Origin of the sequence: Synechococcus sp. H70.2, from assembly GCF_047462275.1 — a bacterium.
GTDB lineage: Bacteria > Cyanobacteriota > Cyanobacteriia > Thermostichales > Thermostichaceae > Thermostichus.
The window spans coordinates 1-25,094 of sequence record NZ_JANSIU010000002.1; the positions used below are offsets into that span (position 1 = coordinate 1).

Here is a 25,094-nt window from a genome sequence, read left to right on the forward strand (position 1 = left end):
CCCCCTGCCCCTCTCCCGGAGGGAGAGGGGGGCTAGGGATTGAGGCGGCGAGCTTTCCCTTGCAATTCGGTAGCGACTTTTAGGCCGGCGGTTTGTCCGGCCAGGGATCCGTGAGGTCGGCGGCCAGGGGATCCCAGTCCCAGCCCCAGTCGCGGGCGATGGCCTGCGTAAGGCCCAACTGTCCAGCACCCGGGTAGCGGGCCAGGGCCAACAGGAGATCCACCAGTTGCTCGCCAGTGGGGGTGCGGCCAAAAATGTGCAGTCCATCCCGGATCTGGGATTCCTTGAGCTCGCAGAGGTAGCCATCGAGGCGGGTCCAGTCTTCCTCTTTCTCTAGGTTGAACTGCAAGTCGAGGTGCTCTTGGCGGACAAGTTCCTGGATCTGGGCGCGGATCAGCGGGCAGCGCCCCGGATCCATCTGCTGGGCCTCGTAGTACTCGTCCATCAGCCGCTCCAGTTCCGCCAAGGGTCCGTAGAGCTCGGCGCGGGTTAGGGGCGGGGTGAGGTGGTCGAGGATGACAGCCTGAGCCCGCCGCTTGGCCTGGGATCCCTCGCCGGGATCGTTGACGATGAAGGGGTAGAAGTGGGGCAGGGGCCCCAAGGCTATTTCTGGGTAGCAGGTGGCTGAAAGGGCGGATCCCTTGCCAGGCAGCCACTCCAGGTTGCCGTGCTTGCCCACATGCACCACCGCCTGCACGCCAAACACTTGCCGCAGCCACAGGTAAAAGGCTAGGTACTCATGGGGCGGTACCAAATCTGGGGCGTGGTAGTTCAAAGAGGGATCCCGGTCGTAGCCTCGCGGCGGCTGGATGCCGACAAAAACCTGCTCCAGCTGCAGGCCGACAATGGGGAGGTCGTGGGCGGGCGGATCCCCCCACTGCCGCACCAGATCCTCTTGGACAGCGGCAGGCAACTGGGCAAACCACTCCCGATAGAGGGCAGCCGGCAGCACCTGCCGCGCCGGGCGTAGGGATCCCAGCGGATCATAGGTTTGGCCCTGGGTTAGCCAGCGGATGAGCTCATCTCCGCTCTGGGGCAGTGGACAGGCGCGGTAGCCAGCTTCCGCCAGGGCCTTGAGGATCTCCACGCAGCTTGCCGGTGTATCCAACCCTACCCCATTGGCCAGCCGTCCATCCCGGCTGGGGTAGTTGGCCAAAATCAAGGCTAGACGGCGCTGATTGGCAGGAGTGCGCCGCAGCTTTACCCAGTTGGCCGCCAGCTCGGCCACAAACGCCACCCGATCCGGCACAGCCTCATAGGCCATGATCTCCGTCTGCAGGCGGGGATCCCACTGTTGAACCGTCTTGAACGAGATGGCGCGGCTGAGGATGCGCCCGTCCACCTCCGGCAACACCACGTTCATGGCCAGATCCCGCGCCCCCAAGCCCCGAGTGGAGTTCTCCCAGCGCTCCCGCGACCCACTGCTCAAGACCACCTGCACAACCGGCACATCCAGCTCCTGCCAGAGGCGGACATCGGGCTGCTCGCTCTCCAGGCGGGCCAGGGAAAAGCTAGTGGTGTTCAACAGAAGTTCAATTTGGCCGCCGAAGTGCTCCCGGATGGCCTGCGGCAAGTCCGGTTCCTGCAGGCCATAGGTGTACAGACACAGCGGCTGCAACCCCCGCTCCTGCAGGGCTTTGGCCAGGGCATCTATTGGCTGCGTATTCCCCGCCAAAACATGGGCGCGGTAGAGCAGGATCCCTACCTTGGGGGCGTGGGGATCCCTGAGGGGGGATAGGGGGGGATGGTAGATCCCCAGCCGAGGCAGCACCTGCGGCTCTGGCACGGCGTACTCCTGTCCCAGGAACTCCCTGGCCAAGAATTTCAAGCAAGCCGCCACATTGGCTGCTCCTCCCTCCAGCCAGTACTGCCACACCCGGTCGGCCACTGCCAGGGGCACGGTGGAGTGGCTAACCAAATCCCAATCGGGGCGGTCATCCCCAGGGATCACAATCAGGGTGGATCCCGCTGCTGCCGCTACCTCTTTGGCCACCTCCAGGCCATAGCTCCAGTAGGCCCTTCCCCCCAACAGGCGCAGGAGCACCACCTGAGCTTGCCGCAACACCTTCTCGGCGTAGTCGTCGATGCTCAGAGGCTGTTGCAACTGCAAGAGGTTAGCCGCCCGCACCGCCGGGAAATCAGCCGGCAGCAGGCGCATGGCTGCGCTCAAGGCCGTCAGATCCGTGTCGGCTGCCGACAGGACAACGATGGGGGCCGGATCCTGCTCCAGGAAAACGACCCCGCCTTGGGAAGGATCCCATCCCCCCGGCAAAGCAGCTATCCGGTGCATAGAGCCAGCGCCAGGCGCCTCGCCATCTCCTTGAGACTACCCAGAAGGATAGCTTGGTAGCCCTGCACTTGAGTGGGGGGCGGAAAAGGGTATACTTGCCGAAAAGGTGTATCGTTCCCGGGCCAGCAGCTAATCACGGTGAAAAATCCGCCTGGTGTAAGCGTCCGGGACGCGAGAGGGCTCCGCCCCGCTGAGGCGAGCAGGGCTTTGCCTCAGGGGACTGTCTAGAGGCGTCTTGACAGCGCCACTACGTAAGAACCCTACGCCTTGAGGCGGTGGGAGTGTCAACCTAACGGCCGTACTTGAGCACAAAGACATCTTTCAGACCAGCATGGGGCTCTCCGGCGAGGGATCCCCAGGTTACACCTACCACCCCGAGGGTGCCCTCTTGGTCTAGCGCCATGGCCTGGATCCAGTCGAAGTCGGCGCTGCCGAACTGGTGGCGCCAGAGCTCGCCGCCGTTGGTATCGTAGAGGCGGACAAAGGCATCGCTGCGACTTGCAGGAAATCCCTGGGTGGATCCTGCCACCCAGACCCTTCCGAGCCTATCCACGGCAATGGCCAGAGGGCGCTCCCCTTTCGCGCTGTCCCATTGGCGGCTCCAGAGCTCGTTGCCGTAGGGATCATACTGCCGCACAAAGACACTGTACCCCTGGAGCAAGGCCTGTCCAGCAGGAGCCTCTTGGGTATAGCCCGCCACCCAAACTTTTCCCTCCTCTCCCACAGCGATGGCAAGAGTGCCGTCGCCCCCTTTGTTGGAAAACTGGCGCAGCCAAACCTGGTTGCCGCTGGGATCATACTGGCCGACAAAGCCGCCGGCCCTTGTGCGGTCGCGGACGAATCCGGTTATCCAGAGATTTCCTGCCCCATCGGCGGCCAGGGCAGTGACCTGGGCCCCTAGCTCGCGGACCCAGAGGGGTTTGCCGTCAGCGTTGTATTGGCGCACAAAGCTCTTGCCTCCGCTATTTCCGGCTACCCAGACATTGCCCTTGCCATCCACGGCAATGGCAGTGACCTGGTCAGGCTCAGCACCGCCCAACTGCTGCGTCCAGCGCTCCCGACCCTGGGGATCGTGCTTACGCAGGAAGATGTCTTTTGCGCCGGCATTGCTGTAGCCAGGGAAAGCGCCGTAGGTCACTCCTGCCACCCAGGTGTTCCCTCTCCTGTCCACTGCCACCGCCACAACTTCGTCTAAAGCAGGGGTGCCCAACTGCCGTGTCCAGAGCTCTCGGCCCCAGGGATTGTACTTGCGCAAGAAACCATCACCACCCCCTGCCGAGCTTTGGCCCAAAAAGCTTCCCTCCGTTACTCCCGCCACCCAAATATTTCCCTTTCCATCAATTGCGATGGCGCGAGCCTCGTCAGAGGAAGGGGTACCAAACTGGCGCAGCCAAGGGCTGGGACTACAGCCAAAACCTAAACCGAAAAAAGCTAAGCCGCCCAGAACTGCTCTAGCCAGTGCCTGTCTCCTGCTCATAGGCCCTCTTTTGGGGGGCACTGGGCAAAGCATAGCAAGGGCTCTCCCCAGCTATCGCGAGGGATAAGCCTCCACGTCTTCTGCAGCAGCACAGGATCCCTAGGTAACCTGAGGCATTGCTTCAGGGCTAGCCAGGCGCGGCAAAAACTGCAGTGCTGCTTGCCCTGGAACAGGCAAAAAGGCTGGGCCTCTTCAAAGTTGAACTCAGGCTGCCACTGCACGGCAATAGCCCAGGGATGGATTTCCTGCGCGATGGCCTCGATGAGCTCGTCGGGGAAACAGGCAGCCAAACGTCAGCCCGCCGGCACTCCCCAAACAGCCGGGTGGTGCCAAGAGACCAGGGAGAGGGCTTCGACGCCGACAATGAGCAGGTGGAGCGGAGGAGGCTGACGCTGGGGCAAATGGGCTTGCGATTGATCCAGCTCGTCGTACACCAATCCATCCACGGCAGCTAGCAGCGCTTGTGGCTTGCTTTCCCCCAACAGCAGCGCAAATGGCCTCCCCGTAGGGGCTCAGCGCTACAACGACACCCAGGTCATGCTTTGAAGTTGGAAAGCCTTCGCGCAAGTTACGGCCTAACTGGCGCAAGTTAGCTTGGGCGTTTAGTTGGGGATCTCAATCGCGACATTGGCCAACTGCACATCGTCGTAGTCCACCCAAGCCCCACCATCCTGGCCGAGGGTGTCACTCCCCAGCGGCACAACGATATCCAGGGATCCCCCAAAAAGAGGGATACTGATCCGGGGGCCGCCAGCGATCCTGCCCGGCTGGAGCACCGTTTTGCCAGTGCGCAGCGTCACCGTATTCGATCCCAGGCGCAAATGCTGCAGCGGCAGAGGGATGTGTAGGTCGTCTCCTCCCAACTGGAGCTGCTCCACCTCTACCCCGTTCAAAAGCACGCGCATGGGAGACATATCGGCAGTGGGGATCCGGGACTGGCCAGCCCGATAGGCAGCGGCTGTGTCCAACCCAATCAGGGATCCAATGCGCAAAACCGGTGGGCGGGGCGGCAGACGTTCTAGGCTGAAGGAGCGGGTCATTTCCACCCCTTGGGCAGGACCAAGAAATTGCCCGGCGGCAGCGGATTCCGGGGAGTAGTGGTTATCGCCCAGGCGGATGACATTTGCCTCCAGGACCAGAGTTGTGTTGGGATCCCAGCGCTCCAACTGCAACTGCCAAGGTCGATCCCCGCCGGCTGAAACTCTGCTTGTACTTTGGGAATAGGGCAAGTAATTCTCCAGGCGCGCTACCAAAATCTCCTCTGCCGGCAGCGGCTCCGGCAGGCGAAACCGACCCTGAGCATCCGTGCGCACTGAAATCCCCGCCCCCGGAATGGCCACCTCCACACCGGCCAGGGGCTGCCCCGTCAGGCGATCCACCACCTGACCCGAGTAGGCAGAATCTAACTGCCCCTGTCCTGGGGGAGCATCCGTAGCGGCTTGAAGGCGCTGCTGGAGAACCTGCCCATCGGCTTCGCTAATCTGCCCGTCCTGATTGACATCGGCAGCTTGAATCTGCTCGTTGGTTAACTGCAGCTCTCCGCGCCAATAGGCTCCCAGCAGGTTGAGATCCTGCCCCGTCAAATGACCATCTCCATCCAGATCGCCCGGTTGAAAAGGCTGAACCTGGGCAGCGGCAACACCCATCCAGCCAAAACTCAGGGATCCCAGCAGCAAGAGAGAAGGGGCTAAACGGGAAACCCTACACATGGCAACTTTCCGTAGGGAAAAAGCTGGAAGGCGTCCTCTATGTTGTAACTCAGCTCACTTTCCCGCAGCAGGACTGCTTAAGCCGAGGCAGGGTACTCTCGAGCGCAATTTTGCTCACTTGCCTTCGGCTGCAGGAGCCGAAAACTTGATGGTAGGATAGCCGTGGTGACTTGCTTCCCCTATGGCTCGATACTCCTGCGTTACCCAGCTTGTGGGTTCAGCCGAGCAGTTGAGCGAAGCAATCCGCGCCCTCTTGGAGCGTTGCCAGCTCACCATTCTCCACAGTGGCCCTGACTACTGGGTGGCCGGCGAGCCTCCTGGAAAAAACCCCTACCCCAAGCTGGTAACAGTGGAAGTGTTTGTGGATCGCACCCGCCAGACCTCCGATGGGTCTGTCCAGGTAACCTGCATTGCTAAAAACGAAGAGCTGCCTCTAAGAAGCGTCAACCATTGCCAACAAACCTTTAACCAATTGAGGGCAGAGCTAGCCCAGTTGCAAGCCCAACTTGCTGACCAACGGAAAAACACTATACAATAGCAGCGCTGAGTTGCTTGTATTCCATGGCACGTCGTTGCCAACTGACCAACAAAAAACGCAACAACGCTTTTGCCATCTCCCACTCCCATCGACGTACCAAGCGCCTACAGGAAGTTAACTTGCAGTGGAAGCGCATCTGGTGGGAAGAGGGCAAGCGGTTTGTCCGCCTGCGTCTTTCGACCAAGGCCCTAAAAACCCTCAAGACCAAGGGGATAGGAACCATGGCCCGCGAGGCTGGCATTGACCTCAACCAATTTTAAGAGGTCGCTTGGGAAACTGGGCCCCTAGGCGGGCCTGGGATCCAAGCCAGTAGGCCTCTACAGCAACCCAAATAGCTTGCGCGACTTGGGCTGAAGCCCCGCCAGCAGCGTGTTGAGGGTGTCCCGCTGGGTTAGTTCGTTGGTGCCGCTGGCGTGCTCAATCAAGAACTTGCGCATTTCCTCGGAGAGCTTGGCGTCAGTAAAGTCGGCGCCAACAAAGCTGGCCCCCTCAATTTGGGCCTCTTGTAGATTGGCCCCCACCAGGAGGGCCTGGTCAAGGTTGGCCTCCTGCAACTGACAACTGGCCAGGACAGCCTGGGAGAGGTTGCAGCGAAATAGGTTGGCTTGGCGAAAGTCGGCGCCGAAAAAGTTCCCCTCTGTCAGGTTGGCAGCTACCAGGCTAGCCGCGCGAAAGATGGAGTGGCTGAAACGCCCCCCCTGAAAGCTGCTTTTGTCCAGCTTGGCAGCGGTGAAGTTGCTGTAGTCTCCCACGGCTTGACTGAAGCTGGATCCCCGCAGATCTGAAGCGGCAAAATTGGCCCGCTCCATCTCGGCACGGCGAAAGTTACACAGCCGCAGATCCGCCTGCTGCATGCTAAGGGAGCGCAAATTGGCCCGCGTCAGGTTGGCCTTGGGCATTTGAATGCGGTCGAACAGGCCTCGCGAGAGGTAAGCACCTTCGAGGTTGGCACCCACCAGGGAGCGTCCTTCCCGCAGGGCTGCTAGCAAGTCCCGCGTGGTTTCAATGCGAACCGGCTCCAAGGGCTGAGAGGGAGGGGCACTCACAGGCTGGCTATTCCCTACAAGCAGTCTAGAAACTCGATCAACCCCGCTAGCAACTGACCGCTAGCTCACAAAGACCCCTAGCTACCAGGCTAACGTTTGCACCGCCTGCTGAGGTTAAGAGGAAGTTAACAATGGCTCTCCGCCAGCTGTTCTGGCAACCCTTGCCGAGATGGCCTTCTAGTTGAATTGGCCTCGATTTATTGCATACTCAGGGCAGCCCTTCGTCTGTGAACCCTAACCCTCTATGCAGGTAGCCTTTATCCTCGATCCACTGCCCCAGTTGCAGGTGGGCCACGACACCAGCGTTGCCTTGATGGAGGCGCTGCAGCGACGCGGGCACCGCATTTTTTGCCTAGAACTAGCCGATCTCTACTGGGATCAGGGAGAAACCTGGGGGGCGGTATCTGAAATCCGGCTGGATCTAAAGGCGGATCCCTGGTACGAGGTCAAAGAACGGCGCCTGGTGCCCTTGAGCCAAATGCAGGCGGTATGGATGCGCAAGGATCCGCCGGTGGATACGGCCTATCTCTATGCCACCTACCTCTTGGATCGCCTCCCTCCCAGTCGTACCTTGGTACTCAACCATCCCGCTGGCATCCGCTCCGCCAACGAAAAGCTCTATGCCCTGCAATTTAGAGAGTGGATCCCGCGCACCTGTGTTAGCAGCAATAAGGCCTTGCTCCGCCAATTTGTCGAGCAGGTGGGGCAAGCAGTGCTCAAGCCCCTGGGCGGCAAAGGAGGAGAAGGGATCCTGCGGGCCAACGCCGGCGATCCCAACCTCAATTCCCTCATCGAGCTGAGCACTCAATTTGGCCGGCTGCCCGTGATGGTGCAAGAGTATCTGCCCCAGGCAGCAGCGGGAGATAAGCGCATTTTGTTGCTAGAGGGTGAACCTTTGGGCGCCGTCAATCGCATTCCCGGCGAGGGGGATTTTCGCGGCAATGTGGCTGCCGGCGGTCGGGTGGAGAAAACTGAGATTACCGAAAAAGAACGGGCTCTCTGCGCAGCTTTGGCGCCAGTACTGCGCCAGGAGAAACTCTACTTTGTAGGCATTGACGTAATTGGTGAGCGGCTGACGGAGGTTAACGTTACTAGCCCAACGATGTTGCGGGAGATCAGTCAGTTACAGGGAGTTGATCTGGCTAACCAAGTGGCCGAGTGGTTGGAGAAAAAAGTGCCTGTTAAAACCTAACCTCCCCCCGCACTCATTTAGATGCATGCAGCCACGGGAATTTCTACAGCCAAGACCTTCTACCCCCTCGTTGCGGGGGGCCTATAAAGTCCAGTGCCGCACCCCCATCCCTCACCGAGTTGTATTCAGGTTCTCAGCTATCAAAAACTCTTCAGCGCTGTCAATTCAATAAAAATAGCCCCCAAAGGGGGCCTGTCGCGACCGGCCAGCGACCTACAAAGCCCTAGAGCAAAATAAGAAGCGCTCCATTAATGGGTGGCTTTGAACACCGCTTTGATCAAGTACTAGAATCCCAGAAAAAGAACTCGATCCCGGCAAACATCATCTTTTTTTTAGATTCTCGCCAGGCCAATCCCGCCCCCTAGGATTCGGGAGCAGCTGCTGGCTGCTTCCGCCCTAGCCAGCGCCAAGTGGCGGGCAACAGGACTGCCGCCAGCCCACACTTCAACCCATCGCCGGGGATGAAGGGAAACACCCCCTTGCTGAGCACCGCCAAGACGGAGGTGGGGCCGACATTCTCGTTCAGCCATACTCCCAGCCAGGTAGCTCCCAGAGCGTAGATCAAAACTGAGCAGGAGAGCATGGCTGCTGCCATCTTCCAAGGACTGCGATCCGCCCCCCAGCGCTCTACAAACCAGCCCATCAGCGCTGCAGCCAGGGGAAAAGCCAGCAGGTAGCCTCCTGTTGCCCCAGTTAGGTGTTTGAGACCGGCTCCGCCGCCGGAGAAGAAGGGCAGTCCTAGTAACCCCTCCAGCAGATACAGCAGCAAGGCAAGAAAGCCCAGCCTGGCCCCCAAGCCTGCCCCCACCAGCATTACCCCAAAGGTTTGTCCAGTGATGGGTACCGGCGTAAAAGGCAAAGGAATCCGCACCTGCGCTAGAGCTGCTACGACTAGGCTCCCTCCCACCACCAGCAGCAGATCGCGAACGCGAGAAGGACGGGGCAGAAAAGTCTGGGCTAAGGGTAGGTAAGTGGCAGTCATAAAGCACCTGCAGTATCGAGGTACAAAGCGCAGTATACCAAAGGAGGAAGCACACGCCAACTTCTTCTAGGGGATCCGTGCTTGGGCAAACACATCTTGAGGAATAACTCACAAGCACGGCAAAACCTCATGTGGATAAGCTGTCCGCTTCGCTAAAGCACTGGCTGCAGCTGAGCACTCAACAGCTTCTCTAGAAGTTGGAAAATCCAGATTGGCCTCTCTTCAAGTGCCTAGACTGCCGAACTGTTTCCCTAGGAATTGGCAACAACAAAAAAGGGGCCATTAAGCCCCCAAAAATGGCCTCCCCTTGTTGGGGAATAGCTAGCCTTTGATACACAGAATGGGCTTTAAGCGCGCTACGAGTTTCGCAATCTTGGCTTGGTCGGCAGCGCGCACAACTTTGTCCACGTTTTTGTAGGCCTGGGGCGCTTCCTCAGCTACCCCCCGCAGAGAAGGACTGCGCACAATGACGCCGCGCCGTCGCAGTTGTTCGATAATCTCCTGCCCTGTCCAGGCCTTGAGGGCCTGGTTGCGACTCATTGCCCTTCCGGCGCCGTGGCAAGCTGAAGAGAGGGAAAGTGCCTCGCCTTGCTCGGTGCCAACTAGAATATAGGAGGCCGTGCCCATGGAGCCACCGATGATAACCGGCTGACCAACAGAACGAAAAGCTTGAGGGAGCTCTGGGTGGCCAGGCCCAAAAGCGCGCGTTGCCCCTTTGCGGTGGACAAACAGGCGGCGTTTTTTCCCCTCTATGACGTGGGTTTCCTCTTTACAGGTGTTGTGGGAGACATCGTAGATGAGGTCGAGTTCAGCCTTGGGAAAAAGCTCGGCGAATACCTGGCGCACCCAGTGGGTGATGATCTGGCGGTTAGCCAAGGCGCAGTTGACGGCTGCCCGCATTGCTCCCAGGTAGCTTTGCCCCACTTTGGACTGCAAGGGCGCACACGCCAGCTCGCGATCAGGTAGTTCTATGCCGTGCTCTTTAGCCGCCTGTTGCATCTTCTTCAAATATTCAGTGCCAATCTGGTGACCCAAGCCCCGCGAGCCGCAGTGAATAGTAATGACGACTTCCCCTTGCTTGAGACCAAAACTCTCGGCAACCTCGGGATCGTAGATCTCATCGACAACCTGGACTTCGAGGTAGTGGTTACCTGAGCCTAGGGTTCCCATCTCGCGCCGCTGGCGCTCACGGGCGTAGGCGGAGACTTCGCCTGGCTTTGCTCCCCGCATGCGGCCATGTTCTTCGATGCGCTCTAGGTCTTCCTTCTTGCCGTAGCCTTGAGCCACAGCCCATTCTGCCCCACCTTCCAGCATGGCTTCCATCTCTTTGTCGCTCAAGGAAAGCTTGCTGCGGCTGCCGAGCCCTACCGGTACGCTGGCATACAAGGCATTGGCTAAGGGTTCTGCTGCTTCCTCCACTTCTTCGCGCGTCAGCCCCGTCCGCAGGGTTCTTACCCCGCAGGAGATGTCAAATCCCACTCCGCCAGCGGAAATCACTCCCCCTTCTTCCGCATCGAAGGCGGCCACCCCACCAATGGGAAAGCCATAGCCCCAGTGGGCGTCCGGCATCACGTAACACGCTCCCACGATCCCTGGCAAGGTGGTCACGTTGCTGGCCTGCTCAGCCACTTTGTCGTCCATCTCCCGGATTAACTCCTCATCGGCAAAGATGAGGACCGGGACACGCATTTTGCCTTTAGGAGGAATGCGCCAGACCGTCTCATCTACACGCTCAAGTTTTCTGATATCCATAGACTGCCTCCCTTACACGTCCACCACACACTGTGCCACCCAAAGCTCACCCTCTTGGGCCACCTTGAGTTGCGTGTAAGTTGCCCCTTTAACTTCTACTGCCGGTCGGTGCTTGATGCGGTCAACTCTTTCCCCCCACAGGCTAGCCTTGAGATGGTCTTCTGCAAGATGCACTTCAACTTTTCCAAACAACATTCCTCTAACTGCCATCTCGTAGATCACTGCGTTGAGAAAATCCACCAACACAGGTTCTAGATCGCCTGAATTTTCTAGCTCGATCTCTATCCGCTCCGTCAGAGCCACCTTATCCAGGTCAGTGATTACAGCGGTTAGGGCCAGAGCTGCCTGGGCAAAAGCTTCCTCTGGCGTTGCCCCATAGCCGCGGACGCCAATGTCGGCCATGTGTTCAAAATGCTCCCATTTTGCCTGTACCACGGCAGTCTCCTTAGCTATCTTTTGCAGACCAAAGCCAGAGGCCACCTGCCACCTAGACTGACATCCTCCTGCCGCTGACCCTACGGCTACAGCACGGGGGTTCTGCAGGTTTGAGTTGACAACTTCCCACGCAGGGGATCCCTAGAAACCGGAAAGAAGATGTAACTCAAAGGTGAGGATGTTGGCCGCCAAAATCTCTAGCGCTCCTCCCTCAATGAGCTCGCGCGTGAGACCGCCTCCAGAGCCACTTTGTTGGAGTAACTCACGGCTGCGGCGCATCGTCTCTTGGCGTTGGGGATCGTCGACGACCACTTGCCGCTGGTTGGAGAGACTGAGGCGATAGTAGTTGGGTAGCTCGCCGCGAGTGGCATCAATGGCTAGATTCGTTTCTTCGGGAGCAACGCGAAAGGGGGCGCGGGCGGTGAGCAAAGCCACCTGGATATCCTGGTTTTGCCCGTCTAGGCCTTCTAACTCCGAGAGGTCGATTCGGAACCTAAGGGTGTCGCGGTCACGGTTAACGCGCTCAACCCGCACCTGGTTGAAGCCGACGGCAAACTCCCGCTCCTGCTCACCAAAGCGCTGAATGGTGGCTTGCAAGACGGACTCCTCGTTGAGGGGGGTAACCCGAATGAGGTAGTCCCAGTCCCGCACAAAAGCGTACTCATTGGGCCCGACGCGGACACTGGGATCCACCAGGTTGGCAGTGGGACCGGGGCTACCGGCTCGGCTAAGGGCCACCATGTACCAGTAATTGGGGCTGATGGGCAGGCCCATGGTCATGCGCACCTCTAGTACAGGCCGCCCCCAGGCCGCTCCAGCCGTAAGGGCCACCGCGGCTGCTGCTCCAAGGCAGCTCTCTAGCCACTGCTGGGGACGCAGGTCAAGCTGAAGCGGGGGAAACCAAGTTACGCCTCTAGTCCTCATTGAACCGTCTCTCCGGCCTCAAGGCCGAAGGCTCCTATCCCAGATCCTAGCCTCTAAGAACTCCGTCTTGCTGGGGGACCCTGGGATCCCTCCCTCCAGCCCCTTGTTGTGGCGCCCCACCCCTAGCCTTCTACAGGCAGGCCGAAAAACCTGCCACACCCTTGGCCCTGAACCACGGAATCTGCAGCGGTAGGGAGCGGTTACGCCGACTCCTGCGGCAGTCCTGACTGCTTCTGCCGATATGCCTGGACAACCGCCACCGTAAGCAGATGGGAGAGCAAGCCCACTGGCCCGGCAAACAAGCACAAAAGTAGCGAATGGGTGGTCCATACCCGCTTTTCCCACCCCTCCAGGAAGATCCAGCGCCCCACAAACAAATCCATGACGATGTAGTGAACCCATCCCGTAGCCATCACCGAGGGCTGGCTAAAGAGAGCCGTCAGAGTGCTCAGAGAAAGCTGGGGATTGGAAAACTCTCCAAGAGTCCCTGCGTTAAACCCGCTCACCAGAAGATAGAGATAAACTGCTGCCAAAAGGGCAGTGGGCAAGAGCGATGCCATTACCCTACGGGTTACCCCCCAACCCGGCAGCAGAATCATCAAGGCCCAAAAAGGTAGCGCGAACCAGTTGGCTGCGTTAAAGATTATCTCCAGCATGCTTGGCAACCTCCAACATTACCTGTCTATTCTCGGCCTCACAACCCCTGCAATAGAGCTGACAGCACGACGGCCACTGTTGCTGGTGGCGGCAATGCGAGAAATCCGGGATCCGCTATCGCTCAAGGCCCAGAGATGGCTAATGCTTTTGGCCGCGGAGGTAGGTTGAGCTGGGCCAATACGGGATTCTCCTGCCTCAGCGTCGGGGGATTGCTCCGGAGAAGAGAGCAACACCCTAGGTTTCTCTCCCTGCTGGGCTGCGGTAAGCCCTGCCTTGCTGGGCTGCTGTAACTGAGGCGGCAGGTTCCCAGGTGGCAGCAAGGGCATTCCAGGGAGAGGGCTGCTAGGCTGGGGCGCCGTCTTGGCTGGAGAGGCGAGCTTTCCCCACAGAACTTTGAGGAGTGGCCACATATGGCTTGGCTTCTTGCGAAGGCGCAAAGGGGAAACGGCGTTATCCTGCCATGCCTTCCTCCTTCTTGCCAAGGGCTGACAAACCAAACTCATAACGAGTATGATTAAGAGGTCCAACGCAGAAGGAGAGTTGGCATGGTGGAGATTCGCGAGATTCCCCTGCAGCAGATTTGTCGCCCGCTGCCGCGGCGAACGGATCCGGAGAAGGTGCGGGCCCTGATGGCTTCCATCCAGGAAATAGGCCTGCAGGAGCCGATTGAGGTTTTGGAGGTGGAGGGAAAGTACTACGGCTTCTCGGGCTGCCACCGCTATGAGGCCTTTGTCCGCCTGGGCAGGGAGCGGATCCCGTGCCGCGTGCGCAAGGCCACCCCTGCTGTTTTAAGGCTTCATTTGGCTTGAGGGAGGGACCCCTTTATCGCCCGGCTCTGCCTGGGAAATGTAGCCCCGCTCATAGGCAAAGCGCACCAGTTGGGAGCGGTTTTCCAGAGAAAGCTTGCTGAGAATATTAGTCAGGTGGGTCTGGACAGTGCGTGGGCTAATGCACAGCCTTTCGCCAATCTGCTTATTGGTGTAGCCCTGGACCACCTCCCGAAACACCCGCTCCTCGGCGGGGGTTAACTTGAGCTCCGCCAAGCGAGGGCGAGGGGCAGTTTCAGCTTTAGCGGAGTTCTGCTGCTGGATGAGACGGAGGATCTCTAATTGAGTGCGGCGGGATCGTTCAATCTGCGCCTCGATCTTGGCCACCAACTCCAATGGCTCAAAGGGCTTGATGATGTAGTCATCGGCTCCCCACTCATAGCCCTGAATGCGGTCGCCCAATTCGCCCCGGGAAGAGAGAAAGATAAAGGGGACGAGCTCACCACCCCGCTGTTGGCGCAGCTGCCGGCAGAACTCGAAACCGTTCATTTCCGGCATCACCACGTCCGACACCACCACATCCGGCTGCTCTTCAGCAAACAGGCGCAATCCTTCTCTGCCGGAAGTGGCTGTGCAAACCCGATAGCCATGCTGGCTAAGATGGCGGCTTAGCACCTTGAGGGCAAGGGGATCGTCATCCACAACGAGGACACGCTTCATAATGACCCAAAGGGGAGTTGACGCAGGAGAGACTCCTGAGATCCTCGCAGTTAACCTGGAGATCCCTAGCCCATGATAATCGCTGCAGGGGGCTGGAGGCAGTTCAGGCTCTGCGGGCAGCAAGGACTAAGCCCCCATCCCTGAGTAGCGTTGCAGGCCCTTTCGCCATAGCCAACGGTTGACCAGCCAAAACAGCCCCAGCCAAGCCAGGCTCATGCCAAAACCGCGCAGGAGGTCTTGCGGGATCCCCACCCAGAGGCTGGCGGGAAAATGCACCAAGTAGGGAAAGGGCGTCCAGGCTAAGACCTGGCGCACTGCCGGCGGAAACACCTCTAAGGGGGCAATTACACCCGAGAGGAACAAGTACACCAAAAAGTGAAACTGCTCTAGAGCTGATATTCGCTCCACCCAAAAGGCCAGCAGGGCCAGCGTGTACTGCATAAGAAAACGCAGGGCAAAAGCCAACAGAATAGCCAGGGATCCAAGGGCCACTTGTTGCCAAGAGGGGATCCAAAAAGCGCGGGGGTAGAGCAAGAAGAAGAGGGCAAGCAAAGCCACCGTAAAGGGAAGGCGGGCAAGGCGTTCCATGAGGTGGCTAACCACGTGGTGCCAAGCAGGATCCAGAGGTTGCAACAGACGCGGCGAGAGCTTCCCCTCCACAATCTCTCGCTCAAAATCCCAGATTACCCAGATGATGGTGAACTGGCGCACCAGGAACACCGCTAGGAAATAGCGGATGAACTCCAGGGAAGATAGGGCAAAGTTCCCCGAGCGAGCGGCCTCGCTCCAGAGCCCCATCATGATTAAGGGTAAAGATGCAGCCAACGCCCACAAAAGGAGTTCCGCCCGGTACTCCAGCATGTAGGCGTAGTAGGCGGAGCAGAGAGCAGCCAGCTTGCGCAGAAAAACCTTCATCAAGACCCTGCCGGTAGGGGAGGCAAAGGACGCAAGGTGGGCAAGACGTTGGCCAGCGTGACTACCGCTCCAATAACCACAATGGCAGGGGGCAACACTGGCGGTGGCTGGGCAACCAAGCTGTCCAAGCGCAGCAGATGGATCTCCTGCTCTGGAGTGGTACCCCAGCGGATTAAGGCCACTGGTGTATCGGGAGCTTTGCCGCCGGCCAACAATTCGGTGGCAATGTGGCCGAGGTTATGAATGCCCATGTAGATCACCAAGGTTTCCACAGCCTCGGCTAGGGCGCGCCAATTGACCTGGGGGCGGTATTTCCCCACCGCCTCATGGCCAGTTACGAAGGCAACTGAGGAGCTGAGCTCTCGATGGGTGAGCGGGATCCCGGCATAGGCGCTGGCAGCTATGCCCGCCGTAATTCCCGGCACCACCTCCACGGGGATCCCGGCCTGCACCAGCGCCAACATCTCCTCTCCCCCCCGCCCAAAGATAAAGGGATCCCCCCCCTTCAGGCGCACCACTACGGCTGCTGTCTGGGCTTTCTCAATCAGCAAGGCCGTGATCTGCTCCTGGGGGAGGGTATGGGCGCCACATTGCTTGCCAGCGTAGATTCGTTCTGCCGTTGGGGGGATCAAATTTAAAATGGCGGATCCCACCAGGGCATCGTAGATCACCACATCCGCATGGGCAAGCAGGGCCTTGCCCTTCACCGTCAGCAGCCCCGGATCCCCAGGCCCTGCCCCCACCAGATACACCTTGCCCATCTTGAATCCCAACAGCCTCCTGGAAAGATCCATTCTGCTTAAGCAGGACAGGTTTGACCAGCCCATCTAGCTAGGACAGGCCATCTGGACTGTCTCAACAATTGCCTGCATCAATTGGGGATCTCGCCAGAGGGGTGGCTCTACCTCCAGCTGCAACAAGGGCCACTGCCGCCGCAGCTGCCGCACCTGGTCTTGCAATGAGCGCAACAAGCTCCCCGGAAAGAGGAAAAAGGGCAGCACCCGCAGGCGGTACTGGCTTAGGCGCAAGCAGCGAATGACAGTGGCCTCTAGCGTAGGAGGCTGGGCAGCAAAAGCCGGGTGAATCAGGATCCCGGGCAGGCGCTGTTCCAGCACTCGGATCCCAGCTTCGAGTTGGGCGGCAAAGCTAGGCAGGCGGCTGCCGTGGCCAAATAGGATCCAGCCATGTACAGGATCGCCTAGGTGTTGCGCTGCCACCATGCGCGCTGCCAACAGATCAAGGAGGGCCGGGTGCTGACCGATGGGCGGTGTCAGAAGCAGCTTTAGCCGGGGCCAGCGGGCACGAAGCTCCTCCAGAGCAGCCGGCAGATCCTCCTCCACATGGGATCCCCCGCCCATAAAGAGCGATACCAGCACTACTGGGCTGGCGAGCCTAGGCCGCTGAGCCGCCAAGTGGCTGTGAATCTGCTCCCCCAGGCTTAAGGACCCACTTTCCAACTGAACCAGCTCCACCGCCTGCGGAGCCAGCCGCTGCCGCACCCGCGCTAGCAAGTCCGCTGCCGCCTGCTGGTATTCCGGATCCCGGCTGCCGTGACAGACCAAAAACACCAGGGGAGTTGAAGACATGGTAGAGCCGAGGGATCCAAACGCACCTGCTCCATTTTGCCCCCTTCCGGCAAGGTTTCGCGCCGGATCTGGACGTATGAGATAATGGGTACATACCTTTCCAGACTCGTCGGCCCTTTCCCAGGATTTCATGTCATTTGAAAATCGCTCCTCTGCTCCTGAACTGTTGATCCACGTCTTGCGGGAGGGCTTGACCGAATCTATCCACCATTGCCAAGCGGTGGTGGCCGATAGTCGCGGACGCTCCCTAGCCGTAGCTGGCAAAAGCACCACCCCAGTCTTTGCCCGCTCTGCCCTCAAGCCCTTTCAGGCGCTGGCCATGCTTTCCACCGGCATCCGGGAGCGCTATCGACTTACTGAGAAAGACATCGCCATCATGTGCGGATCCCATCAGGGCACCGCGGCCCACGCGCGGCAGGTGTTCAGCATGCTCTGGCGCGCCGACCTCTCCCCGGAACTGCTGGTCTGCCCCACCCCCCCTGGCAAGCCTAGCCCCCTGTGCCACAACTGCTCCGGCAAACATGCTGGCATGCTCCTGGCCAGCCGCGCCCAAAACTGGACTCTGTCGGACTACGCCCAGCGGCACCATCCGGTGCAAGCCCTGGTGCGAGCCAAGTTGGCGGATCTATTGCAGATGCCCTCGGAAGAGTTTTTGTTTGCCCGTGACGACTGCGGCGTGCCCACTTACCAGTTACAACTCAACCACTTGGCTTTTCTGTATGCCCAACTCACCGCTGGCGAGCGACCCGAGCTGGAGGCCATTGCCCGCGCCATGACCCACCATTCGGAAATGGTGGCTGGCGAGGGATGTTTCGACACAGAATTGATGCGGGCCACCCAAGGCGAGCTGGTCAGCAAGTCCGGGGCCGAAGGGATCCAGTGCATTGGGCGCTTGGGGGAAGGGATGGGCCTGGCCATCAAGGTCCAAGACGGAGCAGCGCGGGCCAAATATGCCTTGGCTTTGCACCTGCTGCAGCGCATGGGCTGGATCCAACCTGCCGCTGCCGAAATGCTAGGGGAGCGCTTCCTCGCCATCGGCCCCTACACCCGCCTGGAGGTGGAAGGGGAGCTGCGCATGCCCTGAGCAATCCAACCGGGGCTGAGTCTTGCATCTTACTCCCTGGCAGTGCTACCTTGTCGAAAAATTGGAAGAACAATGTTTGAGGAGTCTTTCAAAGCTCTCGACGGCGAGCTGCCAGCTTAGTTGAGCTAACTAAGAAAGTAACAAAAGCGGTAGGCAGTGCTCAAGCTGCTAGCAAAAGGGGAGATCTCCAACCAGAGAGGGGGTACGTATTGACCGCAAGATTTTCCGATCCCAGCGGCCCAGTGCTATTGCTGAGGCAATCAAGCGAGCAAGAGCCGCCAAGAGCAAAGAGACTGATCCCCAGGCTGTCCTTCAGCTCATTTGGAAGGCAGCAAGAATTGCGGCAGGCTACCTGAGAAAGCGTGTGGAGCAACTGCCTAACTCCATAAGTGTAGCTGCGCGAGATGTCTTCGATGTTCTCCACCTCAATAACTCAGACTACACAGAAGCAGAATTTACGCGACATCTTTACCTTCTAGATCGAAACCCAATCAATAGTGTGGATGGCTATCGCTTGATCTTCTCTGCATCCACAGGTACACGCTCAGGTCGCTGCTATCGCATTCGCGATGAACGCGGTGAGGAACATATTTACTATCTTTTGAAGTTTGAGCGTCTATGAGTGGGGAAACCCAGAGTTGTCTACAGCTTGATTTATGGCTGCGTTGTCTTGAGAAAGACTACCTGGGATCCTTCATCTCTGCGGGTGGTGCGACCGTCAAGCTAGCTGTTGTCCCAAAAGATTCCTACTCCCGCCTCTACAAATCTCTTCGGGAAAAGCTATCTCCTCCTTCTTTTCGGCTTTTTGATCTAAGCGAAGAGTGCATCAATCTACATTCAATTGAGAATTTTTGGTTCGCCCTTGCTCAGAAGGTGGACTGGGAATCTTTTGCCAGAGAACTGCGCTATAGCATTCTCAGAAAAATTGGATATTCCCCCAGCTCAGAACTTCAAGACTGCACTTTAGAGGAACTGGCGGAGCTTTACCAAGTTGAGGCCCGCGAGATCAACATACAGTTGCAGCGAGAAATTAAGAAGCTGATTTTTCAGGACTACTCTCTGGCTCTCGACTTTCGCAAGGCTATTTCCCGTCTTATCTACGAGCCTCTCCAAAGTCCAGGCACTCTAGAAGGTTTGTGCCTTGCGGTTCAGGAGTGGCTCAAAGGCACACTGAAATCTATTAGTCAAGTGCGTGGGGCAGCTATTTTTCGAAGGATTGATAGGACAAATTCTCGAGAGATTCTACTTTCTTTTCTGAGGCTTTTTACGCGCCAGCTCGGTTGCACAGCAATTCTTGTCAGTCTGTTTCATTACTACGAGCGAAGAGAAAATGGACGTCCAACCTTCACTCGTAGGCAAATTATTGAGCTTTACGAAACCTTGCGAGAGTTTATAGATGCAGAGAGTAAGCTTGAGAAAACAGTTCTAATCTTCATGGCTCCTCCAGATTTTATTGAATCAGAACTTTTGTCCTACCATAAGTACCGGGCAAACTCGAATTGAGAACGAGGTATATTCTCCCAATTATCCCAATCCTTGTACAACTATGGTTCAACTTCAATGAGTGCATCACTTGTAGCCCGGCGAGCGATTGAAGCGCTGCGAAACGGTGTTCCCAATCCATTTGCGGTTGCAGAACTTGGCTTTTGGCAACAAGAGGTCGAAGAGAAGTTTTGGGAATTATGCAACGCCCCCAGCTTAGAGCCTGGGGGGATGCTCGTGAAGGGGGACTTCGGAACTGGTAAGTCTCATCTTCTACTAAACAGGAAAAAGCAAAGAAGCAGGGTTTTGCCACTTCGCTGGTTGTCATCTCTAAAGAGCTGCCTCTTGGCAATCCTAGTCGCCTAATTCCCCGCATCCTTGCCGAAATCGAACTCCCTGACATGGCTGAGCGCGGGCTCCAAGGCATTGCAGGTCGTCTGCAGTACAAACAGCCTTCTTTCCAGGAGTTCCAGCTTTGGGTTAACCAATGGCGATTTGGAGAGGGCTGGTGGCCGGCTACTCTAGCTTTACACCAAAGGCTAGAGGGTGACGATGAGAAACTAGATGCTATTGTCCGCTTTTGGGCCGGTGAATCCACTCTGAGGCTCTCAGAGGTGCGGCAGAGACTTCGGGATCACGGTCTGGCAGGGGCTCACTCCGTCAGCAAGCTACCTCCTGCGGAAAGTTTGCACTGGCAGCGCCTGGCTTTTTCTGCTCAGCTATGTCGGGCCATAGGGCTCAGGGGCTTGGTGGTTTTGGTGGATGAAATCGAGCTGATTGCACAGTACAGCATCCTGCAGCGGGTCAAGTCCTGCCGCGTTCTTGGCCACTTGTTTGGCAAGGAAACTTTACCTGAAGAACTAAAAGCAGCTCCGCTAATTCTAGTGGGAGCAGTAACCCGCGACTTTGAGCAGTCTATCTTGCAGGAAAAAGGGGATTGGGAGAAGGCACTTGAGATGGCGCGCCAGAAGTATGTTTCTGAGGAAGCTGTAAGGGCCGGCATGGAGGCCATTCGGCGGGCTATCCCCCTCCGTTCCTGTTCGGAAGCTCAGGAGGCCATTCAAGCGATGTTGCACAAGGTGGCGGGTCTCTACCAGAAGGCCTACCCTGATTGGGTAATCACTGTCTGAGCTCCCTCCTCTTTACGGCACAACTACCGTGCGGTCAATTATTCGCCGTTGGATTGCTGAGTGGGATGTGCGCCGGTACTACAACCCCACTGGTACAGTTCAGATTGAGGAAGACAAAGCGACTGGACACACCCCTACGGAAGAGATCCAAGAACTGGAAGAGGAAGCTTAAGCAAGCCTAGGTGCTCCTCAAACTTAATCGGCGGGAAGCCCCGCACTGTATGAAGAGCCAATCAGTGTCGGGATGAAAGCCGTTCGTGCTTCAGTTGAAGAGATTGAGTTAAATCTCTGGAGAGCTCCCCTGACTGGTTTCCGCCGTGGGTTGCACGGTGGCAGCATGCTGAGACCTCTGTACCAACAAGTCAGTGAAGCGTGAAGCCGTACGCTATCTGTTCGCGCAGCGTGGCGTCAGCCATGTTGTGCTTACTCAACAAAGATGAGGGTCGGGAGTCATCCCCCACCTAGTTTGCAGGAACTGCTCAACGCTGAAAGGGATTTTGGTACGGGTTGGGGTTCTGGCCCTTGTTGCGGTACTTGGGATTGATGGTCAAGGTGCCGGATCCCAAACCCCGCTGGGCCAGGAACTCCAGGTTGCGGTGGCGCATGGTGGTGTCGTAGTCGCTCTTAACGCGATCTTCGAGGATAGCCACCTGCTGCAGGGCACTCAGCAGAATGGCAGCCGCCTGTTCAGAGGTGTAGCCATTTTGGGAGGCATAGCGCACGGCAAACTCATCAGCTGCCACCTGGGCCTTCTGGCCTTTCTCTGCTTTGCGCAAAAGAAACGCCGCCGATGCTGCCAAAGCAGCTGCCAAGCCCACGCCGAGGTTATCCCCCATCTGCAGCTCCACCACAATGCCCATCGTGCCCGCCCCAATGAGAGCAGGATACAGCAACAGCGCTGACCAGTTGTCTCCCAAGGCCAGCTCAGTGGCCATCACGGCTTCCCGCAAAAAGTAGATCTTCTGTTGATCGGGGCTCAGCTTCTGCCAACGGCTCAGGTCAATGGCAAAGCGGGTGTACTTCTGCCAGGGGAAGCGCCAGAGTGGTTGCACAACCCGAGATTGGTCAGGGGAGCCAATCTCAATCTGCACCTCGGGGCGGATCTCCACCGGGAGAAACTGGATTAGGCGATCAAACTCAGAAATGGTGTACATCGGGGTAGAACTGCAGTTGGAGATGGAGATCACTACCCATGGTAAAGGATTCTGGCCTTCTCTGTGGGCTGGCTCCCAGAAAGCCTAAAGCCAAGGGGCGGCGGGAACCTTGCCCGCTGTTGCTGGGCTAGCGGTAGTTGACAAACTGCAGCGCTACCGGGTAATCCTGCTGCTTGAGCATTTGAATGACCGCCTGTAGCTCATCTTTGTCTTTACCGGAAACCCGCACCAGATCCCCTTGAATGGAGGGCTGCACCTTCTTAAAGTTGTCGCGGATTTGCTTGGCAATCTGCTTGGCCAACGCTGCGTCGATGCCTTTTTTAAGGCGAACCACCTGGCGCACCCGGTTGCCAGCGGCACTTTCCGGGGGCTGAAAGTCAAAGATCTTCAGAGAGAGGCCCCGCTTGGCCGCTTTGGTTAGGAGGAGATCCCGAATCGAGTTGAGAGCCATCTCGCTGGCGGTGGTGATGGTCAGGGATCCCTCCTCCAGCTTAATTTCCGTCTGAGTATCCTTGAGGTCATAGCGCTGCTTGACCTCCCGCTGCACTTGATCCAGCGCGTTCACCAACTCCTGCCGGTTGAAGTCGCTAACAATATCAAACGAGTAGGTGGAGGCCATAGCCCTTATCTTCACTGGCATTCCGTACTCTAAGCCTATCAGGGGCTCCCCAAGGGCGGGAGAAGCTACAACAGAAAAAGAAGTTCCGGGGAGCAGGAGGATGGCCAATGTTGTTTTAATTACAGGCGCTTCCGAGGGTATTGGTAGGGCAACAGCCTTCACCTTCGCCCGCGGTGGCTACCGCCTGGCGCTGGCTGCCCGCACCGCCGAAACCCTGAAGCAGACGGCTATCGAGCTGGAGCAAAGCTTCAATGCGGAGGTGTTGGCCGTCCCCACCGATGTAACGCAGCCGGAGCAGGTGCAAAAGCTGGTCGAGGCCACCCTGGAGCGCTATGGGCGCATTGACTGCCTCATCAACAACGCCGGCATCTGCCTGAGCGGTCCTTTCCTGCAGACTACGTTGGAACACTGGCAGGCGCTGCTGGCAGTGAACTTCTGGGGCTATCTGCACACTATCCGGGCGGTGCTCCCCGACATGCTCAAGCGCAAGAAAGGCCAGATTGTCAACGTCGGCTCCATAGGTGGCAAAATGCCCCTGCCGCAGATGGCTGCCTATTGTGCCAGCAAGTACGCAGTCAGTGGCCTGACGGAGGCGCTGCGTCTAGAGCTGCAACCCCACGGCATCCAGGTCATCGCTGTCCATCCGGGCCTAGTCAACAGCAATTTTCTCAAGCGGGCCGTCTTTGTGGAGGAGACGGAAGCGGAGGTTTCTGCCGAGGAAAACTTAACCCACCCTAGCGGGGCACGGCAGCGAATGCAGCAGGCCCTGGAGAGCTTCTGGGTAAGCCAGCCAGAAGAGGTGGCGGCAGCCATCTGGGAGGCGGTTTGCCAGTCCAAATCCGAGGTGATCGTTGGCATGGCCCAGTGGGCAGTAGGGGCCTACACCCTCTTTCCTGGCTGGGTTGGCCCCTTGCTGCAAAGTTTGCCTGACTGGTCTTAGGCTCTACCTTGGCCAAGGGCGGGGCTGGACTATAGTGTATGCTAAGCCTGGCAGTTGCAGCGGTAAGGAGCTATGGTTGGTTCTGCGCCTTCTCCCCCAAGTACTCAGCAGCACCTCCTCATTGTGGAAGACCGCGATGGCCGCCGCACGCAGGTACTGACCGCCGCCAAATACTTTATCGGTCGCGACCTGGCCAACGACATCTGTCTCAACTCTCAGTACGCCTCCCGCTACCACGCCATGCTGCTGCGCATTCCTGCTGAAAGGGAGGGGGAATACTACTACCGCATTTTAGATGGAGACCTGGAGGGCCGGCCCAGCACCAACGGCCTGATGATCAACGGCCAGAAAATTTCTACCCACCAGCTTAAGTCGGGGGATGTCATCAGCTTTGGTCCGGACGCCAAGGCCACCTACATCGTCAAGACCCTCTAGCTTGAGCTTGGCTTACCTCCCTTCTGAGGGCCCAATTGCTGCCAAAGCAGCAGCAGCAAGGCCAGCACCAGGGTCACTTCTGAGAGTAAGGTGGCCAGGGCTGCCCCTCGCCACCCCCACGCCGGGATCCAGAGCCCGTTCAAAGCTCCATTCAGGACCAGGGCTGCCAGCTGTCGGCGGCTGCGCAGCTTTTGCAGGCCAGCACTAGTGAGCAGGTGGGACAACAGCAGGTGGATCCCTTCCAGCAAAATGACTGGACTCAGCCAGCGGAGGATGAGGGCAGTCTCTTGGTAGGCGGATCCCAGCAGCCAAGGGATCCCGTAGGAGCCCAGGGCCACCCCCACAGTAGCCAAGCTGCCGTAGCCCACCACCCAGGGGAAAAGCTGCCAGGCGTAGCGGCAGCCGTGGGATAGGCCCTGCTGACCCTGGCGGCACAGCTCGGCAAAATGGCTGGTGAGCAGAGCAATCATCGGCGTTTGCGAGAAGTTGATGACCCGGTAGGCGGCGCTGTAGAGTCCCCCCGCTGCTGTTGAGGCCAGGCGGGGCAAAAGCAGTTTGTCCAAGTCGGTGAAGGTTTTCGCCGCGGCCAGCCCCAGGGCAAAGTCCCAACCCGCCCTCAGCCGTGCCCTTACCTCTTGCCAGTCCAAAGCCGGGAGGCGAGAAGGGGCACACCACTGCCGCATTCCCCAGCTCATCCCCGCCAGCACCAGCAGCACCATCAGCCCGTAGAGGATGGCCCATTGGGTTAGGGATCCCCAGTCCAAAACCATCGCCAGCAGTACGGCGCTCAATCGCCCCAGCGCCATGCCCGTGTCAATGAGAGCCACCCCAGCAATTTGTTCCTGCCCAATCAGGATCCCCCTGTACACTTCGGGAAGGGCAATAAACAGCAGGTCGCTCCCCAGGAGGATCCCCACCTCAAGGGGTGAGGTCTCGGCCAACCAAAGGCTCAACAGAGGTGTTAACAGCAGCACCATCCCACTGCAGACCAGTCCGGCCAGCCACAGGCTGGGACTGATCTCCGGGGCAACCGCGGCAGATCTCCGGTTGCTTAGGCGCTGGATCAGCAATTCCGATTGGCCCCAGTAGCCAAAGGGGGCAGCTAGGTTGCTGCAGGCCAAGATGGCGGAGAACACTCCAAACGCTTCTGGACCCAGCAGCCGCGCCAACAGGACGAAATAGGCCCCAGACACCCCCAAGCGCAGGCCATTGCCCAGCATCAGCCAGGCTGCCTGGCGCAGTCGTCGCCCTGCCTTATCC

29 protein-coding genes are annotated in these 25,094 nt (G+C 58.4%); 11 read left to right on the top strand and 18 right to left on the bottom strand.

From position 1 onward, the window contains the following. Positions 1-79 precede the first annotated feature (79 nt). From cobN to NW822_RS02235, 5 genes are all read right to left on the bottom strand, one after another. Positions 80-2,290: a cobaltochelatase subunit CobN gene (gene cobN, locus NW822_RS02215; protein ID WP_414403375.1), complete on the bottom strand. Its 2,211-nt coding sequence runs from the start codon at positions 2,288-2,290 to the stop codon at positions 80-82. A 289-nt stretch (positions 2,291-2,579) separates the two neighbouring features. Further along, a complete protein-coding gene (locus NW822_RS02220; RefSeq protein WP_414403376.1) occupies positions 2,580-3,767 on the bottom strand; it encodes an SBBP repeat-containing protein in 1,188 nt (395 codons plus the stop codon). Then, positions 3,764-4,057, bottom strand: a complete 294-nt coding sequence (locus NW822_RS02225) for a hypothetical protein (protein WP_414403377.1) — start codon at positions 4,055-4,057, stop codon at positions 3,764-3,766. The genes NW822_RS02220 and NW822_RS02225 overlap by 4 nt, the downstream gene beginning before the upstream one ends. 3 nt (positions 4,058-4,060) lie before the next feature. Then, positions 4,061-4,213: a hypothetical protein gene (locus tag NW822_RS02230; RefSeq protein ID WP_414403378.1), complete on the bottom strand. Its 153-nt coding sequence runs from the start codon at positions 4,211-4,213 to the stop codon at positions 4,061-4,063. A 156-nt stretch (positions 4,214-4,369) separates the two neighbouring features. Then, positions 4,370-5,476 carry a dockerin type I domain-containing protein gene (locus tag NW822_RS02235; protein WP_414403379.1) on the bottom strand — a complete coding sequence of 369 codons (1,107 nt, stop codon included), beginning with the start codon at positions 5,474-5,476 and terminating at the stop codon, positions 4,370-4,372. Positions 5,477-5,657: 181 nt separating this feature from the next. Between NW822_RS02235 and NW822_RS02240 the strand changes: the two genes are divergently transcribed. Continuing rightward, a complete protein-coding gene (locus NW822_RS02240; protein WP_414403380.1) occupies positions 5,658-6,014 on the top strand; it encodes a hypothetical protein in 357 nt (118 codons plus the stop codon). A gap of 23 nt (positions 6,015-6,037) precedes the next feature. Continuing rightward, positions 6,038-6,274, top strand: a complete 237-nt coding sequence (rpmB, locus tag NW822_RS02245; protein WP_414362805.1) for a 50S ribosomal protein L28 — start codon at positions 6,038-6,040, stop codon at positions 6,272-6,274. A gap of 57 nt (positions 6,275-6,331) precedes the next feature. Here the strand turns inward: rpmB and NW822_RS02250 are convergent, their stop codons facing one another. Beyond that, positions 6,332-7,060 carry a pentapeptide repeat-containing protein gene (locus NW822_RS02250; protein ID WP_414403381.1) on the bottom strand — a complete coding sequence of 243 codons (729 nt, stop codon included), beginning with the start codon at positions 7,058-7,060 and terminating at the stop codon, positions 6,332-6,334. Positions 7,061-7,304: 244 nt separating this feature from the next. On the opposite strand from NW822_RS02250, the gene gshB reads away from it, so the two are divergent. Then, a complete protein-coding gene (gshB, locus tag NW822_RS02255) occupies positions 7,305-8,252 on the top strand; it encodes a glutathione synthase (protein ID WP_414403382.1) in 948 nt (315 codons plus the stop codon). Between the two features lie 361 nt (positions 8,253-8,613). Here gshB and NW822_RS02260 read toward each other — a convergent pair whose 3' ends face one another. The 5 genes from NW822_RS02260 to NW822_RS02280 all read right to left on the bottom strand — a co-directional run bounded on the left by NW822_RS02260 (position 8,614) and on the right by NW822_RS02280 (position 13,001). Beyond that, positions 8,614-9,234, bottom strand: a complete 621-nt coding sequence (locus NW822_RS02260; RefSeq protein WP_414362801.1) for a biotin transporter BioY — start codon at positions 9,232-9,234, stop codon at positions 8,614-8,616. Positions 9,235-9,555: 321 nt separating this feature from the next. Then, positions 9,556-10,986: an RtcB family protein gene (locus tag NW822_RS02265; RefSeq protein WP_414403383.1), complete on the bottom strand. Its 1,431-nt coding sequence runs from the start codon at positions 10,984-10,986 to the stop codon at positions 9,556-9,558. Positions 10,987-10,998: 12 nt separating this feature from the next. Beyond that, complete coding sequence (locus NW822_RS02270; RefSeq protein ID WP_414362798.1) at positions 10,999-11,421, bottom strand: archease; 423 nt, start codon at positions 11,419-11,421, stop codon at positions 10,999-11,001. Between the two features lie 141 nt (positions 11,422-11,562). Beyond that, on the bottom strand, positions 11,563-12,345 hold the full coding sequence (locus NW822_RS02275; RefSeq protein WP_414403384.1) for a hypothetical protein: 783 nt from the start codon (positions 12,343-12,345) through the stop codon (positions 11,563-11,565). A gap of 200 nt (positions 12,346-12,545) precedes the next feature. Further along, positions 12,546-13,001 carry an ABA4-like family protein gene (locus NW822_RS02280; protein WP_414403385.1) on the bottom strand — a complete coding sequence of 152 codons (456 nt, stop codon included), beginning with the start codon at positions 12,999-13,001 and terminating at the stop codon, positions 12,546-12,548. On the opposite strand from NW822_RS02280, the gene NW822_RS02285 reads away from it, so the two are divergent. Both NW822_RS02285 and NW822_RS02290 read left to right on the top strand, forming a co-directional pair. Further along, a complete protein-coding gene (locus NW822_RS02285) occupies positions 13,000-13,170 on the top strand; it encodes a hypothetical protein (RefSeq protein ID WP_414362794.1) in 171 nt (56 codons plus the stop codon). The genes NW822_RS02280 and NW822_RS02285 overlap by 2 nt on opposite strands. A gap of 377 nt (positions 13,171-13,547) precedes the next feature. Next, the gene (locus NW822_RS02290; protein ID WP_414403386.1) at positions 13,548-13,811 is read left to right on the top strand and encodes a ParB N-terminal domain-containing protein; all 264 of its coding nucleotides are present in this window, start codon (positions 13,548-13,550) and stop codon (positions 13,809-13,811) included. Here NW822_RS02290 and NW822_RS02295 read toward each other — a convergent pair. The 4 genes from NW822_RS02295 to NW822_RS02310 form a co-directional block, all read right to left on the bottom strand. Then, a complete protein-coding gene (locus tag NW822_RS02295; RefSeq protein WP_414403387.1) occupies positions 13,791-14,489 on the bottom strand; it encodes a response regulator transcription factor in 699 nt (232 codons plus the stop codon). The genes NW822_RS02290 and NW822_RS02295 overlap by 21 nt on opposite strands. Positions 14,490-14,615: 126 nt before the next feature. Further along, positions 14,616-15,404, bottom strand: a complete 789-nt coding sequence (locus NW822_RS02300; RefSeq protein ID WP_414362791.1) for an ABC transporter permease — start codon at positions 15,402-15,404, stop codon at positions 14,616-14,618. Then, positions 15,404-16,165 carry a uroporphyrinogen-III C-methyltransferase gene (gene cobA, locus NW822_RS02305; RefSeq protein WP_414362790.1) on the bottom strand — a complete coding sequence of 254 codons (762 nt, stop codon included), beginning with the start codon at positions 16,163-16,165 and terminating at the stop codon, positions 15,404-15,406. The genes NW822_RS02300 and cobA overlap by 1 nt, the downstream gene beginning before the upstream one ends. A gap of 66 nt (positions 16,166-16,231) precedes the next feature. Continuing rightward, positions 16,232-16,990 carry a sirohydrochlorin chelatase gene (locus NW822_RS02310; RefSeq protein ID WP_414403388.1) on the bottom strand — a complete coding sequence of 253 codons (759 nt, stop codon included), beginning with the start codon at positions 16,988-16,990 and terminating at the stop codon, positions 16,232-16,234. 130 nt (positions 16,991-17,120) lie between these two features. On the opposite strand from NW822_RS02310, the gene NW822_RS02315 reads away from it, so the two are divergent. The 4 genes from NW822_RS02315 (at position 17,121) to NW822_RS02330 (ending at position 20,858) form a co-directional block, all read left to right on the top strand. Next, on the top strand, positions 17,121-18,074 hold the full coding sequence (locus NW822_RS02315; protein WP_414403389.1) for an asparaginase: 954 nt from the start codon (positions 17,121-17,123) through the stop codon (positions 18,072-18,074). A 618-nt stretch (positions 18,075-18,692) separates the two neighbouring features. Further along, positions 18,693-19,577: a hypothetical protein gene (locus NW822_RS02320; protein ID WP_414403390.1), complete on the top strand. Its 885-nt coding sequence runs from the start codon at positions 18,693-18,695 to the stop codon at positions 19,575-19,577. Positions 19,578-19,957: 380 nt separating this feature from the next. After that, entirely contained in the window at positions 19,958-20,686 is a 729-nt protein-coding gene (locus NW822_RS02325; RefSeq protein WP_414403391.1) for a hypothetical protein, read from the top strand. 28 nt (positions 20,687-20,714) lie between these two features. Then, positions 20,715-20,858, top strand: coding sequence for a hypothetical protein (locus NW822_RS02330; RefSeq protein WP_414403392.1), 144 nt, complete (start codon positions 20,715-20,717; stop codon positions 20,856-20,858). A gap of 307 nt (positions 20,859-21,165) precedes the next feature. Here NW822_RS02330 and NW822_RS02335 read toward each other — a convergent pair whose 3' ends face one another. Both NW822_RS02335 and NW822_RS02340 read right to left on the bottom strand, forming a co-directional pair. Further along, the gene (locus NW822_RS02335; RefSeq protein WP_414362783.1) at positions 21,166-21,840 is read right to left on the bottom strand and encodes a DUF3318 domain-containing protein; all 675 of its coding nucleotides are present in this window, start codon (positions 21,838-21,840) and stop codon (positions 21,166-21,168) included. 127 nt (positions 21,841-21,967) lie between these two features. Further along, the gene (locus NW822_RS02340; protein WP_414403393.1) at positions 21,968-22,459 is read right to left on the bottom strand and encodes a YajQ family cyclic di-GMP-binding protein; all 492 of its coding nucleotides are present in this window, start codon (positions 22,457-22,459) and stop codon (positions 21,968-21,970) included. Positions 22,460-22,559: 100 nt separating this feature from the next. Here NW822_RS02340 and NW822_RS02345 point away from each other — a divergent pair, with 100 nt between their 5' ends. Further along, entirely contained in the window at positions 22,560-23,399 is an 840-nt protein-coding gene (locus NW822_RS02345) for an SDR family NAD(P)-dependent oxidoreductase (RefSeq protein ID WP_414403394.1), read from the top strand. Positions 23,400-23,471: 72 nt separating this feature from the next. Beyond that, positions 23,472-23,834, top strand: a complete 363-nt coding sequence (locus NW822_RS02350) for an FHA domain-containing protein (RefSeq protein ID WP_414362778.1) — start codon at positions 23,472-23,474, stop codon at positions 23,832-23,834. On the opposite strand, the gene NW822_RS02355 is transcribed toward NW822_RS02350, so the two are convergent. Then, a complete protein-coding gene (locus tag NW822_RS02355) occupies positions 23,831-25,054 on the bottom strand; it encodes a lipopolysaccharide biosynthesis protein (RefSeq protein ID WP_414403395.1) in 1,224 nt (407 codons plus the stop codon). The two genes, NW822_RS02350 and NW822_RS02355, sit on opposite strands and share 4 nt — an antisense overlap. Positions 25,055-25,094 lie beyond the last annotated feature (40 nt).